Origin of the sequence: Pantoea sp. GCM10028869 (assembly GCF_042666835.1) — a bacterium.
In the GTDB taxonomy this organism is placed as follows: Bacteria; Pseudomonadota; Gammaproteobacteria; order Enterobacterales; family Enterobacteriaceae; genus Pantoea; species Pantoea leporis.
The window spans coordinates 90532-106121 of sequence record NZ_JBHTGO010000012.1; the positions used below are offsets into that span (position 1 = coordinate 90532).

The window sequence follows — 15590 nt, forward strand, 5'->3', positions numbered from 1 at the left end:
TTCTGCCAGTCAAAGAGGAAAACTCATTCTGCAATAATGGGTTAGCACGCTTTTCTGGCATTTATAGGTAATAAGGCTTTATTTTTCAGGTTATTAAACAGGAACTTTCTTCTGTAAATCAACTGACATATTCAGAATTGACTGAGTGGATCAGCAGAATCGTCTGGTTGTTATGGCCGATTTTTCAGCAGGATACCAGCGCATTATGCTGGCTTTTTCAACTATCGTTGATGGCTTACTCCACAATCCTGGCAAACTGACCGGCATTTGACCTATTTTCATCAGAAAAAAGTGACAGCGCTCTGACTGTCTAAATTCGCTACACTATCGCCTTTGCACTAGTACAGGTATTAGGTATGAAGCTGACAATCCAGCGCTTAGCATCGTTAACCGCTCAGGATCGTATCGATTTAGCTAAAGTCTGGCCGGAAATCGATATTGTGCAACTGGAAGCACAACTCAGCGACACGCAGCGTTTGTATGCGGCGCGTTTTAACGACCGATTACTGGCGGCGCTGCAGCTGACCCTCAGCGGCACGCAGGGGAAAATCACCCACCTCAACGTTCGCGAAGTCACGCGTCGACGTGGCGTGGGGCAATACTTGCTGGAAGAGACAATCGCGCAGAATAGCGCGTTAGCAGATTGGTGGATTGCCGATGACGGCGACGCCGATCAGGGGGTGCGTGCGGCGTTTATGCAGGCTTGTGGTTTTCGTGCGCAGGCTGATGGTTGGGTACGTTGAAAGGATGTCGCGCGGAATGTCTGAGCATGTTGCGTAGCGACCAGGTAATAAAAAGGGCGACTTAAAAGTCGCCCCGTTTTTCCACCCGATCACTATCAGGCTTCAATCGCCACACGCAGTTTCTTCATGGCGTTCTTTTCCAGCTGACGCACGCGCTCCGCAGAGACGCCGTATTTGTCGGCCAACTCCTGCAGCGTGGTTTTGTTGTCATCGTCCAGCCAGCGGGCACGGATAATGTCCTGACTACGCTCGTCGAGGCTCAGCATCGCATCGCTCAGCTTATCAGCCGCATGTGCATCCCAGTTGTCCTCTTCGATGCCATCGGCAAAGTCAGAGGTTTTATCCTGCAGATACAGCACCGGCGCCATCGCTTTACCTTCGCCTGCTTCGTCATCAGATGACATGTCGAAAGTCATATCCTGCGCAGCCATGCGCGATTCCATTTCCAGCACGTCTTTACTGCTCACGCCCAGCTCGCGTGCGACCATTTCTACTTCGTCCTGGTTAAACCAACCGAGACGCTGTTTGCTTTTACGCAGGTTAAAGAACAGCTTGCGCTGCGCTTTGGTGGTCGCGACTTTCACGATACGCCAGTTACGCAGCACGTATTCGTGAATCTCTGCTTTAATCCAGTGCACGGCGAACGACACCAGACGCACGCCGACTTCAGGGTTGAAGCGACGCACCGCCTTCATCAGGCCGATGTTGCCTTCCTGAATCAGGTCCGCCTGCGGCAAGCCGTAACCGGAGTAGTTACGAGCAATATGAACAACAAAGCGCAGGTGAGACAGGATCAGCGTCTTTGCTGCATCCAGATCGCCCTGGTAATGCAGCCGCTCAGCCAATGCTTTTTCCTCTTCTGCCGTCAGCACCGGCCAGTTGTTGGCAGCCCGAACGTAAGATTCCAGGTTACCCAGAGGAGCAATCGCTAAAGTTTGCATTTCTTTGGTCATTCAAACCCTCACAAATTCAATGGACTTGCTGCACAGTTCCTTGCGCAGACGCTACATTATGTCAACGTCGCGAAAAAACCAGAAGCAATCTGTGCTACTTGGACGACAAAGTTATCCACAAGTTCAATTATAGCAGTGAATATTTTACACACAGATGACGGCGGGGGATATAGGAGAATTCCTCTGCTCCCAGGTCGTCGGCAGCAGAGGAAGAGTATAGCAAAAAACGTTGCTTTTGGTTACTGCGGCGTAAAACGGCGTAAATGTTGCACTGTTGCCAGCCATGCGGCAATCCAGCCGATGATGGCGGCGATCAGCAGTAACAGCAGCCCTTCATCCCAGGAAAAACCCTCGAGCACAAAGGTGGTACCGAATACGGTTGCTACTTGCGCCACCACCGATTGCAGGCGCAACACCAGCACTTCGGAGAGCAGCAGCGACAGCACCGCGCCGCCCAAACCTAACAGCGCACCGCCGTACAGGAATGGACGCAGGATAAAGCCGTCGGTGGCACCAATCAGCTTCTGCACGTTAATAGTATCGCGCCGCGCAAAGATGCTGAGCCGCACGCTGTTGCCGATCACCAGGAACACCGCAACCACCATCAGCAGGCCAATCATTGAGGCAATCTGTCCCACCAGCCCGGTTAGCGCCGCTAAACGCGCGAACCAGCTGTCATCCATACGCACTTCATCAACGCCCTGCACTTTAGATACGCGATCGCGTAGATTCGCCATGGTGTCCGAATTCTGGAAATTAAGTTTCGGCGTGATGATGGCCACCGCCGGCAGCGGATTCTGCTCCAGCATGTCCATCGAACCACCAAAACCAGACCAGTTGCGGAACTCATTCAACGCTTCTTCACGCGTCAGATAGTTGACGTTGTCCACGCCATCGAGCTGCTTGAGCTGCGCGGTGACATTCTCCGCTGCAGTGTCATCCAGCGCTTTATCCAGATAAACCGTTAGCTGCGGCGCGGGATACCACTGCGTCGCCGCCTGGCTGACGTTCTTCCACACCATGTAGCACACGCTCGGCAGCGTCAGGGAAATGGCGATCACCATCACCGTCAGCAGCGTCGCCAGCGGCTGACGCCACATATCCGACAGCGTGCCGCGCAGCGCATAGCGCCACTGTTCCTGCCAGCCGCCTTTCAGCGCCTTGCTTTTAGAGGGTTGTTTCGCCTTCGGCGCTGGTGCGCGCTTGTTGCGTTTATTGACCATCGTGGCCTCCGTGCAGACGTCCCTGATTAAGCGTCATCACGCGGTAATTCCGGCGTGCAATCAGCCCGACATCGTGCGTTGCCATCAACACCGTGACACCAACGCGGTTGAACTCTTCGAACAGGCGCAAGATATCTTCCGACAGCGCATTGTCGAGGTTACCGGTGGGTTCATCCGCCAGCAGCACCGCAGGCTTGTTCACCACCGCGCGGGCAATGCCGACGCGCTGCTGTTCACCGCCAGAGAGCTGAATCGGATAGCTTTTCGCTTTGTCGAGCAGGCCGACTTTATCCAGCGCGGCCGACACGCGCCGACGAATATCTTCGCCGCTGGCACCGGAAATGATCAGCGGGATCGCCACGTTGTCGTAGACCGAACGATCCATCAACAAATGGTGATCCTGGAAAATCATGCCGATTTGACGTCGCAGGAAAGGCACTTCGCCGTGACGCAGACGCGAAATATCGTGGCCGCTAAACCAGATCTGCCCGGCGCTCGGGCGCTCAATGCCACAAATCAGCTTTAGTAAGGTACTTTTCCCCGCACCGGAATGGCCGGTCAGGAACGCCATTTCGCCGGGACGCAGATGGAAATCCACTCCCTGCAGCGCCTGACGTCCTCCCAGGTAAGCTTTACTGACCTCTTCAAAGCGAATCATCCCAATCATTCCTCTCGGGCAAACAGTGCCTCAATAAAGTCTGCGGCCTTAAACGGCCGTAAATCCTCGATGCCTTCCCCAACACCGATATAACGAATCGGAATGCCGAACTGATCGGCAACCGAGAAGATCACGCCACCTTTGGCGGTTCCATCCAGTTTCGTCAGGGTGATGCCGGTCAGGCCCACCGCTTCATGGAACAGTTTGGCCTGGCTGATAGCGTTTTGCCCGGTGCTGGCGTCGAGCGTCAGCATCACTTCATGCGGCGCATCTTCGTCCAGCTTCTTCATCACGCGGGTAATTTTCTTCAGCTCTTCCATCAGGTGCGATTTGTTCTGCAGACGACCCGCGGTATCGGCGATCAGTACATCCACATTGCGCGACTTGGCCGCCTGGATGGCGTCAAAAATCACCGAGGCAGAATCTGCGCCGGTATGCTGCGCCACCACAGGAATGTTGTTGCGCTGGCCCCAGACCTGCAGCTGCTCAACGGCGGCGGCACGGAAGGTATCGCCCGCTGCCAGCATCACCGATTTGCCCTGCGCCTGATACTGACGCGCCAGCTTACCGATGGTGGTGGTTTTACCCACGCCGTTGACGCCCACCATCAGGATGACGAATGGCATTTTGCCACCCACTTCCAGCGGCTGATCCACTTTTTCCAGAATACCGGACATTTCCGCTTTCAGCAGGCCATACAGCGCTTCCGCATCGCGTAGCTGCTTGCGGTTGGCCTGTTGTGTCAGATTGGTGATGATGCGGCGGGTGGTTTCGACGCCAACGTCGGCAATCAGCAGCTGCTCTTCCAGCTCTTCAAACAGATCGTCATCGATTTTCTTGCCGCGGAACAGGCTGATAAAGCCCGAACCGAGGTTTTCGCGGGTTTTTACCAGGCTGCGTTTCAGTCGGGCGAAGAAGCCCTCTTTGGTTGGACGCTCCTGCTCCTGCGCGATGATTGGCGCAGCGGCCAGCGGCAGATCGCCCACGGTATCCTGCGTGGCTTCGGCTAGCTCAGCATCTTCCGCATAGGTTTCCGCTAACGCCAGCGCTTCCAGTTCTTCGTCAGTTAATGGCGCTTCTTCATGCAGTTCAGGCTCATCAAGCGCCAGCTCTTCCAGCTGCGGCTCTTCTTCGATAGGTGCCACATCCGGCGCTGCTATCTCTTCTGGCAGCACCTCTTCAACGATTGCGGTAACCGGCTCAGGTTCCTGCGGCTCGATGACCGGCTCTTCAATCAGTTCCGGTTCAACCTGCTGCTGTTCCGCCACCTGTTCGGTGACGGCGACGGTTTCAACAGCCTGCGCTTCGGCGCGATCGAGCGCACTCTCTTCAACGGCAGGCTCAGCGACCACCTCGGCAGTTTGCTGCTGCTCTTCAGCAGGTTGTTGCGTCTCTTCTTCTTTGCCAAAGCCTAACCAGGAAAAAAAGCCGCGTTTTTTCTCTTTTGCCATTGTGTGACCCTACTCCTCGATGGCTTATTCCCGGTAGCACGCTTGTTCCCAGGGGATAAAATATTCAATTTTAAGCGGGTGAGCGGCGTAAAAATCAGGTAATTACGCGCGCTATACCAACTCAGTAGTCTAACACTTTCCAGCCAGCGCACCACAGCACCCTTTTTTAACGTTTCTTCTGCCCGCTACGCCCGTTAAACTACGCAACAAAATATGACGAGTTGTGAGCGAAATGAGTAAATCCCCCCGCAGCAGCAGCCCTGGCCAGATCCGCATCATTGGCGGTCAGTGGCGCGGCCGTAAATTACCGGTGCCGGATAGCGCAGGTTTGCGCCCGACCACCGATCGCGTACGTGAAACCCTGTTTAACTGGCTGGCGCCGGATATTCAGGAAGCGCGCTGCCTCGATTGCTTCGCCGGCAGCGGCGCGTTAGGGCTGGAAGCGCTGTCTCGCTATGCAGCGTCGGCCACGCTGCTGGAGCTGGAGCGTTCGGTGGCGCAACAGCTGTCACAGAATCTGCAAACGCTGCGTGCTACGCAGGCAAAAGTGGTGCAAACCAACACGCTGCAGTGGTTAAGCCAGCCGGGCGAACCGTTTGACGTGGTGTTTGTTGACCCGCCTTTCCGTAAAGGGCTGTTACAGGAAACATTGTCGCTGCTGGAGCAAAATGGCTGGTTAGCGGCTGAAGCGCTGATTTATGTCGAGAGCGAAGTGGAAAATGGCACACCTGTCGCACCCGCAAATTGGGATTTGTACCGCGAGAAGATTGCCGGTCAGGTGGCGTATCGCTTATATCAACGCCAACAGCAGGAGACGCACGATGTGGCTTAATTTGGGACGTTTGCTGATGATTTGCGTCTGGGCCTTTTTATTGCTCAATCTGGTGCAACCTTTCCCAACGCCGCTGCGCTATTTCGTGCACGTGGCGCTGTTCTTTATGGTGATTATGCACGGCCTGCAGCTGGTGTTGCTGCGCGCCACCCAGCCAAAAGACGCCCCAAAACTGAGCGGCGTAACCCAGGCGAAGATCTTCTTTTTTGGCGTGTTTGAGCTGCTGGCGTGGCAGAAAAAGCATTATCCGAAGATGTAGTTTCGTGCGGTTTATAGTCAGGTCGCAATGAATGGCGGCCCTATTGGGCCGGAGTAAAACTCACAAAACGCGTGCCTTTCATCTTCAACTCGCCCTTAGCGCCCTTATCGATCTGGTGATACTGGTTCGCATTCATTGTCACTTTAATATCGCTGGCACCGTTCAACGGATGGAACCAGGCTTCATATTTCATCTCTTCCGCCACAATCTCTTCACGCTGACGTGAACGGCGATTGGGCGACGGAAATTCGCGTTTGGTTTTCACTTCCACGCTCAGCGAGCGCACCGGCGAGGCATCGTTCACCGCCGTTTCGCGGCGCTGTTTAATAAACTGACGGGTCGCCAAAACGGCAATAATGGCCAGTACGATGAAAAAGATTAGCGGTGGTTTGCTCATGATTTATCTCGTGCTTTGCGTTGATTCGGAACGGGTAAAGACGACAAAGCATACAACCAGAGTCGGCTGATTGTCACATTTGGCGCCGGTAACTTACACTGAGATCGTGATTTTGGGAAAATTCATCAAACTGGCGGACATTTCGTCCAGAAAAGGGAGAAAACATGCTTTGGTCTTTCCTTGCCGTACTTTTTTCCGGCTGGCTTTACGTCGATGCTTCATACCGCGGTCCGCAATGGCAACGCTGGCTATTTAAACCTGTCACCTTACTGTTGCTCGTTGCCTGGGCGTGGCAAGCGCCAACCTTCAACACCACCGATTATTTGATTCTGGCCGGGCTGGTCGCCACGCTGGTGGGTGACGCGTTAATGCTGTTACCGCGTCAGCAAATGCTCTATGCGCTGGGCGCATTCTTCCTGTCGCATCTGCTGTACACCATCAGTTTTGCCGCACACATGACCATGAGTTTCTTCTGGCCGATTCCCCTCACCTTCCTGATCATTGGCGTGATCGTTATCGGGATTCTGTGGAGCAAACTGGAAGATCTGCGCTGGCCTATCTGCACCTTGATCGGCATGACGCTAGTGATGAACTGGATGGCGGCGGAGAACTACTTCTTCCGTCCAACTGACTTCAGTTTCTCGCTGCTGGTGGGTGCCGCGTTGCTGCTGTTAGCCAATATTGTCTGGTTTATCTCGCATTATCGCCGCCGTTTCAGCGCCGATAGCGCCATCGTCGCCGCTTGCTACTTCGCCGGTCACTTCATGATTGTGCGTTCACTGTGGCTCTACTGAAGATAACCTTACCTTCCGCTTGACTCTGGAGTCCACTCCAGAGTGTAGCATTAGGGTGCGGGCAACAGCCCGCCCCTGATTCCGGAGGTTACATGCATCAACATGCTCACCCTTGCCGCTGTGGCAAATCACACCGTCAGCCACAGCCGCTGTGCTCGATTCGCAGCGTAAAACCCGCAACATTGAACATCTCCGCGGCGCAGCCCATCACGCCAGACAGCGATTGCGGCTGCTGTGACAGCGACAGCGGCTCGCCAGGCGGCGAAAGCGACGCCGAAAGCGATAGGCCCGCCCTCTCTTCACATCAATTCCGCTGGCAGATTGCGGGCATGGATTGCCCCAGCTGCGCGCGCAAAATCGAAACCGCCGTGCAACGTGTACCGCAGGTTCAAAAAGCACGCGTGATTTTTGCCAGTGAAAAACTGGTGGTCGATGCCGACCAGGATATCCACGCCATCATTGAACAGGTGGTGAAAAATGCCGGCTTCACGCTGAGCGCCAGTGATTCCACATTGCCGCCACAACCCGAAAGCCGCTGGCAGGAAAACGTCGGTTTGCTGCTGCTTGGCGTACTGATGCTAGCCAGTTGGCTGCTGAGCCAGCTTTCGCCGGTTTGGGGCGATCGCCTGTTTATCGCCACCACGTTGTTAGGTTTAGCGCCGATCGCGCGCAGCGCCTGGAAACTGCTGCGCAGCGGTTCGCCGTTCAGCATTGAGATGCTGATGACCATTGCCGCCGCTGGTGCGCTGGTGATTGGCGCGCACGCCGAAGCCGCGATGGTGCTGCTGCTGTTTCAACTGGGTGAACGCCTCGAAGCGTACGCCGCCACACGCGCACGCCTTGGCGTCACCGCGCTGATGGCGCTGCGTCCCGCTACCGCCACGCGCATTAACGGCACACAGCGGGAAAACGTCCGCTTAGAAGCGCTGCAGCCCGGCGATGTGATTGAAGTGGCGGCCGGCGGACGTTTACCGGCCGATGGCGAACTGCTGCACGCCAGCGCCAGCTTTGATGAAAGCGCGTTGACCGGCGAATCGCTGCCGGTAGCGCGTGAGCCAGGCGAGCAGATCATGGCCGGTGCCACCAGCCTTGATCGTCTGGTGACGCTGAAAGTCATTTCCCAGCCGGGCCAAAGTGCCATTGACCGCATCCTGCAACTGATTGAGGAAGCCGAAACCCATCGTGCGCCGGTTGAGCGCTTTATCGATCGCTTCAGCCGCATCTATACGCCCGCCATTATGCTGCTGGCGCTGCTGGTGATGGTGCTGCCGCCGCTGCTGGGTTTTGATGCGTGGTTGCCGTGGATTTATAAAGGGCTGACGCTGTTGCTGATTGGTTGCCCTTGTGCGCTGGTGATCTCCACGCCCGCGGCCATCACTTCCGGCCTGGCTGCTGCCGCGCGTCAGGGCGCACTGATCAAAGGCGGCGCGGCGCTGGAGCGCCTCAGTCGCGTGAGTATGATGGCGTTCGACAAAACCGGCACACTGACCGCCGGTAAACCGCAGATCAGCCACATCCAGCCATTTGCCGCGATGGCGGAAAACAACTTGCTCACCATCGCCGCCGCCGTTGAACAGGGTTCCACCCATCCGCTGGCGCGGGCGATTGTTAGCGAGGCCGAGCGGCGCGCGCTCAGGCTTCCGCAAGCTGCACAGCAGCAAACGCTGGCCGGCAGTGGCATTCGCGCTGCGATAGATGGCGTGACCTATCAACTGCTGACGCCGCGCGAAGTCAGCCATCTTGATAATGCACAACAGCAGCAGATTGCTCAGCTGGAAGCGCAAGGCCAAACCGTGGTGCTGCTGTTGCAGGAGCAGCAGGTTCTCGGCGCGTTAGCCTTGCAGGACCAGTTGCGCCCTGAAGCCCTCAGTGCGCTGTCTGAACTGAAGAAGCTTGGCGTTAACAGCGTGATGCTGACTGGTGACAACCCACGCGCGGCTGCGGCCATTGCCGCTACGCTCAACATCGATTACCGCGCAGGTTTACTGCCCGCCGATAAAGTTGCGGCGGTGAGGACGTTAGGCACACAGCACGCATTGGCAATGGTCGGCGATGGCATTAACGATGCGCCCGCCATGAAAGCCGCCACCATCGGCATTGCGATGGGCAGCGGCACTGATGTGGCGCTGGAAGCCGCAGATGCGGCATTAACGCAAAATCAGCTGGCGATTCTGCCGCGCACCATTGTGCTGGCACGGCGCACGCGCGCCATCATTCGTCAGAACGTGGCACTGGCGTTGGGATTAAAGGCGATTTTTCTGGTCACCACGCTGCTCGGCTTCACCGGTTTGTGGCTGGCGGTCTTAGCGGATTCCGGTGCCACCGCACTGGTGACAGCCAACGCGCTGCGCTTGCTGCGCCAGCGTTAGGCGCCTTTTTTAATTAGAAACTGGTACGGCAGGCTTTCGGTCTGCTGTGCCAGCAACTCATGCTCCATAAAGCGGCAGAAACCGGGGATATCGCGCGTGGTGGCGGGATCGTCAGCAATGATCAGCAAGGTTTCACCGGCCTGCATGCTGCGCACGGTTTTACGCACCATCATTACCGGCTCCGGGCAGCGCAGGCCAAGGGCATCAAGCTGATGGTCAGGCGCAGAAAAGGGATCGCTCATGATTCTCTGTCAGTTGTTAGGGATGGGCGCTCATTCTAGCGCGCGAATAAGCCAACGCAAGGCGATAACGATTGCGTTAAAATTAACCATTGCATAAATTGCGCAACGCGTTAAGATGCCGCCGATTTTTTATTTACCACCGTGCCAATGCACGAACCTGGGTTCCCTCACCCCATCACTAAAAAGGCTTACAATGATTAACTTCTCTGCTCGTCAGCGCATGCATGCGCTGTTTTGGCTATCGCTATTTCATCTGCTGGTGATCACCTCCAGTAACTATCTGGTCCAGCTGCCGGTTTCCATCTTCGGCTTCCACACCACATGGGGCGCGTTTAGCTTTCCGTTTATTTTCCTCGCCACCGATCTGACCGTGCGCATCTTTGGCGCGCCGCTGGCACGTCGCATTATTCTGGCGGTGATGATTCCCGCGCTAGTGATCTCCTACATTGTTTCCTGCGTGTTCTATCAGGGCGAATGGCAAGGTTGGGCGTCACTGGAAGAGGTGAATCTGTTTGTTGCCCGTATCGCCTGCGCCAGCTTTATGGCTTATGCGCTGGGACAAATCCTCGACGTGCACGTTTTTAACCGTTTGCGCCGTTTATCGCAGTGGTGGATTGCGCCAGCGGCAGCGATGTTCCTCGGTAATATCAGCGATACGCTGGCCTTCTTTTTCATCGCCTTCTACAAGAGCCCAGATCCGTTTATGGCCACGCATTGGGTCGAAATCGCACTGGTGGATTACAGCTTCAAAGTGCTGATCTGCATGATCTTCTTCCTGCCCGCTTACGGCGTGCTGCTAAATGCCATGCTGAAGCGCTTAGCCGAACGTTCCGCACAGCAGCAGATCAATTTCGGCTAATTGCACATACACTAAATGCCGCATTACGCTAAGATTTCCTGACACTCCGGCGGTTGCTTTTGCTAACTAAATCCGCTTGTATAACGGCTGACTGGAATCATGTAAAAGGGAAAAGAATGCGTAACGTAGTGAAATATGTGGGTATTGGCCTGTTGGTTATCGGCCTGGCGGCATGTGACCAGAAGAAAGATGATGCGGCAGCGAACAGTAACGGTGCGAGCGCCAGCCAGTCGGCCCAGACGGTTAACCTGATGGACGGCAAACTGAGTTTCTCTTTGCCGGCGGGCATGTCTGACAAGAGCGGCAAGCTCGGCTCTGAATCCACCAACATGCACGTCTATGCCGACGAAACCGGTCAGCGCGCGATTATTGTGATTGCCGGCGATCCCACCAACGAAGCGCTTGATGCGCTGGCACAGCGTCTGGAACAGCAGCAGCGCGGTCGCGACCCACAGCTGCAGGTGGTGTCTAATAAAGCGGTGACGCTGAAAGACCAGCCGGCACAGCAGCTGGATACGGTGATTTCTGCCAACAATCAGACCTCATGGTCTTCGGTGATTCTGGCGAAAGTGGATGGCAAACTGCTGACGCTGCAAATTACCTTGCCAGCCGACAACCAGCAGCAAGCGCAAAGCGATGCAGATAGCATCGTCAAAAGCATCACGTTGAAATAATACCCTTCATCCTTCGAACGGCAGGTGCGTTGGCTGCATTCGTTCACCCCGGTCACTTACTAAAGTAAGCTCCCGGGGATTCGCTCATTTGCCGCCTTCCTGCCGTCCAAATGATTTTGGGTATCGATTTGGGTGTTCACGTAGGGTCGCCATTCATGGCGACTTGGTTCTGCAATCCTCGCCTTACAATCTCACTGGCGAAATGTGCCAGATCTCATCCGCATATTCCTGAATGGTGCGGTCCGACGAGAAATAACCCATATTGGCGATATTCAGCGCCGCGCTGCGCTGCCACTTATCCGGCTGGCGATACAGCTTGTCCACCTTGTCCTGCGTGTCCACATAGCTGCGGTAATCCGCCAGCAGCTGATAGTGATCGCCGAAGTTCACCAGCGCATCAAACAGATTGCGATAGCGCCCTGGCTCCTGCGGGCTGAACACCCCGCTGGCGATTTGCGTCAGCGCCTGATGCAGCTCAGGATCATCCTCATAATACTTACGCGGGTTGTAACCGTCGGTGCGCAGCTTCTCAACCTGCGGCGTAGTGTTGCCGAAGATAAAGATATTCTCCTTGCCGACATGCTCCAGCATCTCAACGTTGGCACCATCCAGCGTACCGATGGTTAACGCGCCGTTCAGCGCAAACTTCATGTTACTGGTACCAGAGGCTTCGGTACCGGCAGTGGAGATCTGTTCGGAGAGATCCGCCGCCGGAATGATGATCTGCGCCAGGCTCACACCATAGTTTGGAATGAACACCACCTTCAGCTTGTTCTTCACCTGCGGATCGTTGTTGATCACATTGGCGACATCGTTGATCAAGTGAATGATGTGTTTCGCCACGTAATAGGCCGACGCCGCTTTGCCGGCGAAGAGATTAACGCGCGGCACCCATTCGGCGCTGGGATCGGCCTTGATGCGGTTGTAGCGCGTAATCACGTGCAGCACGTTCAGCAGCTGGCGTTTGTATTCGTGGATGCGCTTGATCTGCACATCAAACAGCGCATGCGGATCGAGCACGATATCCATGTTCTTCGCCACCCAATCCGCCAGGCGTTTTTTGTTGGCAAACTTGGCGTCGGCGATCTGCTGGATAAAGGCCGGATAATCGATCTGCGTGGTCAATTCGTTGAGCTGGCCAAGATCGGTGCGCCAGTTGCGGCCAATCGCCTCGTCCAGCACCTCGGAGAGCGCCGGATTCGCCAGCGCCAGCCAGCGACGTGGCGTCACGCCGTTAGTTTTATTGCAGAAACGGCCCGGGAACAGACGCGCGAAGTCAGCGAACAGCGATTGCACCATCAAGTTGGAGTGCAACTCTGACACACCGTTAACTTTGTGGCTCACCACCACCGCCAGCCACGCCATGCGAATGCGGCGGCCGTCGTTCTCATCGATGATCGAGATGCGCGCTAACAGCTCCCAATCATCCGGGTAATATTCCTGAATGGTTTTCAGGAAGTAGTCGTTAATTTCAAAAATAATGCTGAGATGACGCGGCAGGATCTTGCCAATCATATCCACTGGCCAGGTTTCCAGCGCTTCCGTCATCAGCGTGTGGTTGGTGTAGGAGAACACCTGACAGGTCACTTCAAAGGCATCGTCCCAGCTGAATTTCTGCTCGTCGATCAGTATGCGCATCAGTTCCGGGATCGCCAGCACCGGATGCGTATCGTTGAGGTGGATGGCAATTTTGTCCGGCAAATTGTCCCAGGTTTCATGCATCTGCCAGTGACGATTGAGAATATCCTGCACCGTCGAGGAGACGAGGAAATACTCCTGACGCAGGCGCAGCTCGCGCCCCGAATAGGTGGAATCATCGGGATAGAGCACGCGCGACACGTTTTCCGAGTGGTTTTTATCTTCTACCGCGGCGAAGTAATCACCCTGGTTGAACTTACCGAGGTTGATTTCGTTACTGGCCTGCGCGCCCCACAAGCGCAGCGTGTTGGTGGCATCGGTATCAAAACCGGGAATGATTTGATCGTAAGCCATCGCCACGATCTCCTCGGTTTCCACCCAGCGCACCCGCGCGCCTTCATGTTGCAGACGGCCGCCGAAGCGCACTTTGTAGCGCGTGTTAAAGCGCTGGAATTCCCACGGATTGCCGTACTCCAGCCAGTAATCCGGCGATTCGCGCTGCTGGCCGTCAACGATATTCTGCTTAAACATGCCGTAGTCATAACGAATGCCGTAGCCGCGCCCCGGTAAACCGAGCGTGGCGAGCGAATCCAGGAAGCAGGCCGCCAAACGTCCCAAACCGCCGTTACCGAGGCCGGGATCGTTCTCCTCTTCCATCAGTTCGCTGAGGTCGAGGCCCATCTCTTCCAGCGCCTGATTGAGATCCTCATAAATGCCCATCGCCAGCAACGCGTTGCCGAGCGTGCGCCCCATCAGGAACTCCATCGACAGGTAATAAACCTGCCGCACATCCTGTGAGAGCTGCGCGCGACTGGAGCGCAGCCAGCGTTCCACCATGCGATCACGCACCGCCAGCAGCGCGGCGTTGAGCCACTCATGCTTATTCGCGATCGATGGATCTTTACCAATAGTAAACATCAGCTTATAGGCGATTGAGTGCTTCAGTGCATCAACCGTCAGGGTGGGTGAGGCATAGGTGAAAGGTGCATTCATATCAAGTATCCCAATCTCTCATTACAGCAAACGTTGATAAAGATCGCGGTAGGCTTGTGCTGCCACCTGCCAACTAAAATCCATCCCCATCGCCTGCCGCTGAACGTAACGCCAGAGTGCAGGACGAGACCACAGAACAAATGCGCGCCGAATCGCCCGCAGCAGCGACCAGGCATTACTGTCTTCAAAGGTGAAACCGCTGGCGACGCCATCCGCCAGATTCTCAAGCGAGCTGTCTTGCACCGTATCCGCCAGTCCGCCAGTGCGACGCACCAGCGGCAGCGTACCGTATTTCAAACCATACAGCTGGGTTAAGCCGCACGGCTCAAAACGGCTCGGCACCATAATCACATCCGCGCCGCCAACAATGCGGTGCGAGAAGGCTTCGTGATAACCAATCTGCACGCCAACGCGGCCCGGATGCTCCGCCGCCGCCGCAAGGAAACCTTGCTGCAGCTCCGCATCGCCCTGGCCGAGCAGCACCAACTGTCCGCCCTGCGCCAGTAAGCCCGGTAGCGCTTCCAGCACCAGATCCAGCCCTTTCTGTTTGGTCAGACGGCTGATGACGCAGAACACCGGTGCTTTATCATCCACCTTCAGGCCCATGGCAATTTGCAGCTGGCGCTTGTTCTCCGCTTTGCTCTCCAGCGTTTCGCTGTCGTATCGCGCGGTGAGCAGGAGGTCGTGCGCCGGGTCCCAGATGCCCGGATCGACGCCGTTCAGAATCCCGCTCAGGCGCCCTTCACGCAGTCGCTGTTCGAGCAGTGATTCCATGCCGTAACCAAATTCCGGTCGGGTAATCTCCAGCGCGTAAGTCGGGCTGACCGCCGTAATGTGATCGGCAAAGAACAGCCCCGCCTTGAGGTAGGAAATTTGCCCGAAGAACTCCAGTCCATGCATGTCGAAGAACGCGCGCGGGATCTGGATCTCATCCAGATGACGCGCCGAAAACAGCCCTTGATACGCTAGATTATGCACGGTGAACACCGTTTTCGCCGGACGCCCGCGCGCCGCAATATAGGCGCAGGTTAAGCCAGCATGCCAGTCGTGCGCATGCACAATATCTGGCTGCCAGTCGGTATCCAGCCCGCTGGCAATCTCGGCGCCCATCCAGCCCAGCAGCGCAAAACGCAGATAGTTATCGACGTAAGCAAACTGCGACGTATCGTGATACGGGCTGCCGGGACGTTCATACAATCCCGGCGCATCGATTAAATAAATACCAACGCCGTTAAATTGTCCAAAAAGTAAGCGTACCGGTCCCGCAAAAGTTTGCAACTCCGCCAGGACCTCTGTATCAGGAATCCCTTTACGCAGATCCGGAAAGGCGGGAATCAACACCCGCGCATCCGTACCATCGGCTATTTGCGCCTGTGGTAATGCACCGACGACATCAGCCAGTCCGCCGGTTTTCAACAGCGGGAAAAGCTCTGAACAGACATGTAAAACCTGCATCCTGAACCCCTATTGTTATCGCACACGTTCCACGCGGCAATTTTCTCTAT

At 55.8% G+C, this 15590-nt stretch carries 16 protein-coding genes; 8 read left to right on the plus strand and 8 right to left on the minus strand.

Translation table 11 applies throughout. The features are described from left to right. Positions 1 to 145 precede the first annotated feature (145 nt). Both ACFQW4_RS22285 and panM read left to right on the plus strand, forming a co-directional pair. The gene (locus tag ACFQW4_RS22285) at positions 146 to 271 is read left to right on the plus strand and encodes a hypothetical protein (RefSeq protein WP_377727676.1); all 126 of its coding nucleotides are present in this window, start codon (positions 146 to 148) and stop codon (positions 269 to 271) included. 85 nt (positions 272 to 356) lie between these two features. Continuing rightward, positions 357 to 743, plus strand: a complete 387-nt coding sequence (gene panM / locus ACFQW4_RS22290) for an aspartate 1-decarboxylase autocleavage activator PanM (RefSeq protein ID WP_192236041.1) — start codon at positions 357 to 359, stop codon at positions 741 to 743. A gap of 95 nt (positions 744 to 838) precedes the next feature. On the opposite strand, the gene rpoH is transcribed toward panM, so the two are convergent. From rpoH to ftsY, 4 genes are all read right to left on the minus strand, one after another. Further along, entirely contained in the window at positions 839 to 1696 is an 858-nt protein-coding gene (rpoH, locus tag ACFQW4_RS22295; RefSeq protein ID WP_064737937.1) for an RNA polymerase sigma factor RpoH, read from the minus strand. 239 nt (positions 1697 to 1935) lie between these two features. Continuing rightward, positions 1936 to 2919 (minus strand): permease-like cell division protein FtsX, encoded by a 984-nt coding sequence (gene ftsX, locus ACFQW4_RS22300; RefSeq protein ID WP_101763100.1) that lies wholly within the window; start codon positions 2917 to 2919, stop codon positions 1936 to 1938. Continuing rightward, complete coding sequence (gene ftsE, locus ACFQW4_RS22305; RefSeq protein WP_377727682.1) at positions 2909 to 3577, minus strand: cell division ATP-binding protein FtsE; 669 nt, start codon at positions 3575 to 3577, stop codon at positions 2909 to 2911. The genes ftsX and ftsE overlap by 11 nt, the downstream gene beginning before the upstream one ends. 5 nt (positions 3578 to 3582) lie before the next feature. Continuing rightward, a complete protein-coding gene (gene ftsY / locus ACFQW4_RS22310; protein WP_377727685.1) occupies positions 3583 to 5028 on the minus strand; it encodes a signal recognition particle-docking protein FtsY in 1446 nt (481 codons plus the stop codon). A gap of 232 nt (positions 5029 to 5260) precedes the next feature. On the opposite strand from ftsY, the gene rsmD reads away from it, so the two are divergent. Both rsmD and ACFQW4_RS22320 read left to right on the plus strand, forming a co-directional pair. Next, positions 5261 to 5860, plus strand: a complete 600-nt coding sequence (rsmD, locus tag ACFQW4_RS22315) for a 16S rRNA (guanine(966)-N(2))-methyltransferase (RefSeq protein WP_377727688.1) — start codon at positions 5261 to 5263, stop codon at positions 5858 to 5860. Next, complete coding sequence (locus ACFQW4_RS22320) at positions 5850 to 6119, plus strand: DUF1145 family protein (RefSeq protein WP_008109883.1); 270 nt, start codon at positions 5850 to 5852, stop codon at positions 6117 to 6119. Before rsmD ends, ACFQW4_RS22320 begins: the two co-directional genes overlap by 11 nt. Positions 6120 to 6159: 40 nt before the next feature. On the opposite strand, the gene ACFQW4_RS22325 is transcribed toward ACFQW4_RS22320, so the two are convergent. After that, on the minus strand, positions 6160 to 6516 hold the full coding sequence (locus ACFQW4_RS22325) for a DUF2500 domain-containing protein (protein WP_377727690.1): 357 nt from the start codon (positions 6514 to 6516) through the stop codon (positions 6160 to 6162). Between the two features lie 164 nt (positions 6517 to 6680). Between ACFQW4_RS22325 and ACFQW4_RS22330 the strand changes: the two genes are divergently transcribed. Both ACFQW4_RS22330 and ACFQW4_RS22335 read left to right on the plus strand, forming a co-directional pair. Beyond that, entirely contained in the window at positions 6681 to 7310 is a 630-nt protein-coding gene (locus ACFQW4_RS22330) for a lysoplasmalogenase (RefSeq protein WP_101763104.1), read from the plus strand. Between the two features lie 92 nt (positions 7311 to 7402). Then, positions 7403 to 9679, plus strand: coding sequence for a zinc/cadmium/mercury/lead-transporting ATPase (locus ACFQW4_RS22335; protein WP_377727694.1), 2277 nt, complete (start codon positions 7403 to 7405; stop codon positions 9677 to 9679). Here ACFQW4_RS22335 and tusA read toward each other — a convergent pair. Then, positions 9676 to 9921: a sulfurtransferase TusA gene (tusA, locus tag ACFQW4_RS22340; RefSeq protein WP_036649974.1), complete on the minus strand. Its 246-nt coding sequence runs from the start codon at positions 9919 to 9921 to the stop codon at positions 9676 to 9678. The genes ACFQW4_RS22335 and tusA overlap by 4 nt on opposite strands. A 193-nt stretch (positions 9922 to 10114) precedes the next feature. On the opposite strand from tusA, the gene ACFQW4_RS22345 reads away from it, so the two are divergent. Next, positions 10115 to 10780 (plus strand): 7-cyano-7-deazaguanine/7-aminomethyl-7-deazaguanine transporter, encoded by a 666-nt coding sequence (locus ACFQW4_RS22345; protein ID WP_137384947.1) that lies wholly within the window; start codon positions 10115 to 10117, stop codon positions 10778 to 10780. Positions 10781 to 10896: 116 nt separating this feature from the next. Next, positions 10897 to 11454 carry a DcrB family lipoprotein gene (locus ACFQW4_RS22350; RefSeq protein WP_137384946.1) on the plus strand — a complete coding sequence of 186 codons (558 nt, stop codon included), beginning with the start codon at positions 10897 to 10899 and terminating at the stop codon, positions 11452 to 11454. A 183-nt stretch (positions 11455 to 11637) separates the two neighbouring features. On the opposite strand, the gene glgP is transcribed toward ACFQW4_RS22350, so the two are convergent. After that, on the minus strand, positions 11638 to 14085 hold the full coding sequence (glgP, locus tag ACFQW4_RS22355; protein ID WP_101763107.1) for a glycogen phosphorylase: 2448 nt from the start codon (positions 14083 to 14085) through the stop codon (positions 11638 to 11640). 21 nt (positions 14086 to 14106) lie between these two features. After that, positions 14107 to 15540, minus strand: a complete 1434-nt coding sequence (gene glgA / locus ACFQW4_RS22360; RefSeq protein WP_101763108.1) for a glycogen synthase GlgA — start codon at positions 15538 to 15540, stop codon at positions 14107 to 14109. Positions 15541 to 15590 lie beyond the last annotated feature (50 nt).

Bases quoted from the DNA above. Each gene is read 5' to 3' on its own strand.
- panM (WP_192236041.1), top strand. From the start codon at position 357: ATGAAGCTGACAATCCAGCGCTTAGCATCGTTAACCGCTCAGGATCGT.
- rpoH (WP_064737937.1), bottom strand. From the start codon at position 1,696: ATGACCAAAGAAATGCAAACTTTAGCGATTGCTCCTCTGGGTAACCTG.
- ftsX (WP_101763100.1), bottom strand. From the start codon at position 2,919: ATGGTCAATAAACGCAACAAGCGCGCACCAGCGCCGAAGGCGAAACAA.
- ftsE (WP_377727682.1), bottom strand. From the start codon at position 3,577: ATGATTCGCTTTGAAGAGGTCAGTAAAGCTTACCTGGGAGGACGTCAG.
- ftsY (WP_377727685.1), bottom strand. From the start codon at position 5,028: ATGGCAAAAGAGAAAAAACGCGGCTTTTTTTCCTGGTTAGGCTTTGGC.
- rsmD (WP_377727688.1), top strand. From the start codon at position 5,261: ATGAGTAAATCCCCCCGCAGCAGCAGCCCTGGCCAGATCCGCATCATT.
- ACFQW4_RS22320 (WP_008109883.1), top strand. From the start codon at position 5,850: ATGTGGCTTAATTTGGGACGTTTGCTGATGATTTGCGTCTGGGCCTTT.
- ACFQW4_RS22325 (WP_377727690.1), bottom strand. From the start codon at position 6,516: ATGAGCAAACCACCGCTAATCTTTTTCATCGTACTGGCCATTATTGCC.
- ACFQW4_RS22330 (WP_101763104.1), top strand. From the start codon at position 6,681: ATGCTTTGGTCTTTCCTTGCCGTACTTTTTTCCGGCTGGCTTTACGTC.
- ACFQW4_RS22335 (WP_377727694.1), top strand. From the start codon at position 7,403: ATGCATCAACATGCTCACCCTTGCCGCTGTGGCAAATCACACCGTCAG.
- tusA (WP_036649974.1), bottom strand. From the start codon at position 9,921: ATGAGCGATCCCTTTTCTGCGCCTGACCATCAGCTTGATGCCCTTGGC.
- ACFQW4_RS22345 (WP_137384947.1), top strand. From the start codon at position 10,115: ATGATTAACTTCTCTGCTCGTCAGCGCATGCATGCGCTGTTTTGGCTA.
- ACFQW4_RS22350 (WP_137384946.1), top strand. From the start codon at position 10,897: ATGCGTAACGTAGTGAAATATGTGGGTATTGGCCTGTTGGTTATCGGC.
- glgP (WP_101763107.1), bottom strand. From the start codon at position 14,085: ATGAATGCACCTTTCACCTATGCCTCACCCACCCTGACGGTTGATGCA.
- glgA (WP_101763108.1), bottom strand. From the start codon at position 15,540: ATGCAGGTTTTACATGTCTGTTCAGAGCTTTTCCCGCTGTTGAAAACC.